The organism is Endozoicomonas sp. ONNA1 (genome assembly GCF_024606325.1).
Taxonomy (GTDB): domain Bacteria; phylum Pseudomonadota; class Gammaproteobacteria; order Pseudomonadales; family Endozoicomonadaceae; genus Endozoicomonas_A.
This window is the reverse complement of sequence record NZ_JAHHPN010000355.1, coordinates 1-2,040: the sequence shown is the minus strand read 5'-3', so window position 1 is coordinate 2,040 and position 2,040 is coordinate 1. Positions and strand designations below refer to the sequence as shown.

The window sequence follows — 2,040 nt, the reverse complement described above, 5'->3', positions numbered from 1 at the left end:
GGATACCTTTAGAAGCGGTTGTTGCTGTCGGTTGGCTTTTAAAAAGCTTTTGGAACCCCGGTTCACTGGCGTTTAACCCGATTGAACTCCAGAAGACGAGTCAGGATCTCCTGCAAGCGGCCATCACTATGGCGCTTGGCTCCGGAGGAGACCAACAACAGGGGCAGCCATCAGAATCATCCGGGCAGGAAGCCTCCGAAGCCCTCCCCGAATCTATAGGCTTTTTCACTCGCTTTCTGGATTCTGACTCTGGCGGGAATAACGGAGGCCCTGAACAGCATCAACATACTTTGGGTTTAAATTGTTTCGTCCATCCTTGTTATGGTGTTTGTCAATTCCGACCATCGGGAGCAGCACCCGGAGAAAGCTCATGCCCCCATTTGTATCATGGATACTGCTATAGCTGCTCAAGTCGTTATGATTTTGTAAACGCTGCATGTTCCCAACAAGAGTCACTTTTAGAAATATTGGATGATTTTGCTGACATTCAACACCCATTCGATCCCGGACAACTATTGGATCCAGAGGCGTATGACATTGATAGCAATCCAACCCATTACTTTAATTTTTTAGACTTAACGAATGCAGGAGCACCCTGTACCACTGACACAACCAGGCCTCTCAATCATGAAGTGGTAATACCCTCAAGTTTGGCTGTCTCCGCTGATGAAACCACAGAATTATCCCAGTTGAGTCAGAGCCAAACTGATCTTTTCCAGACAGATACAGTAAAAGCCCTGTCGAGTCACAACATTGGATACCACTGCGAAAAGGTAACCTGTAATGTGATCGTGGTCGGGCAGGATGGTAAGCAACAGCCGTGCAGGAAGGTCTTCAAGAATGCTCAATCTCTGGCAACTCACAAAAACGCATACCACTCTGGACAAAAAACCTGTGTCTGGACAGTGATTGGAAAAGATGGTCAGCAAAGGCCATGTGGAATGGTCTGCAAGAATGCCCATGCCCTGTCGAATCACAAAAACGGGTACCATTCTGAACAACAAACCTGTGACATAACCGTGGTCGGAGAGGATGGTCAGCGACGGCCATGCGGAACGATCTGCAAGAATGCTCCCGCTCTGAGGAGTCACAAAAAAAGAATCCACTCTGGGCAACAAATTTGTCAACTGATCATGGTCGGCGAGGATGGCCAGCAGCGGCCATGCGGGAACCTCTGCAAGAGTGCTAAAGCCCTGGCGGATCACAAAGGCAAATTTCACAGAGAGCAACTAACCTGTAACCTGACAATAGTCGGGAAGGATGGTCAGTCGCAGTCATGCGGGAAAGTCTTCAAGAATGATCTGGCTCTGTTATCCCACAAAGGCAAACTTCACACTGGGCAAAAAACCTGTGACGTTAACGTGGTCCGGGAGGACGGCCAGTCGCAGCCATGCGGGAGGGTCTGCGAGAATGCTCGCGACCTGTCGAATCACAAAAGAATCGTTCACACCGGGGGACAAACCTGTAACCTCTCAGTAGTCGGGAAGGATGGCCAGTCGCGGCCATGCGGGAAAGTCTTCAAGAATGATCAATCTCTTTCAACTCACAGAAGTGTATGTCACACCGGGCAGAGAACCTGTGATGTGGTCAGGGAGGATGGCAAGAATCAGCCATGCGGGAAGGTCTGTCGTAATGCTCGTGCCCTGTCGAATCATAAAAGAATCGCCCACACCAGAGAACAAGTCTGTGACATGGTATTGGTCGGGGAGGATGGTCAGGAGCGACCATGCTGGAAGATCTGCAAGAATGCTCAAGCTCTGGCGGATCACAAAAGAAGACATCGAAAACGTATGGCTGTTCTTGTGGCTCAGGGTAATGAACTCCGCCCTAAAGAGGGTAAAGTGAAAAAGGGTAAAGTGAAATAAGTGTGGTTACCGGGGGCTCCAGACAACAGGATCCTAATAATACCAGTAGGCTGCAAGTCCCGGTCGAAAAAAGTGAACCCTCTCTGTAAATCAGGATGCAAGGCAAGCATTATTCAATACCCACTTCTTACGGCACCGCTGTGGTTGCTACTGTTGCTGTCTGTTATCTGTCAGG

General features: G+C 49.3%; 1 protein-coding gene. It reads left to right on the top strand.

What is annotated here, in order from left to right; all coding sequences use genetic code 11:
- On the top strand, positions 1 to 1,865 hold a 1,865-nt coding region (locus KDK19_RS07995), incomplete at its 5' end, for a hypothetical protein (RefSeq protein ID WP_257288770.1).
- Between the last annotated feature and the right edge of the window lie 175 nt (positions 1,866 to 2,040).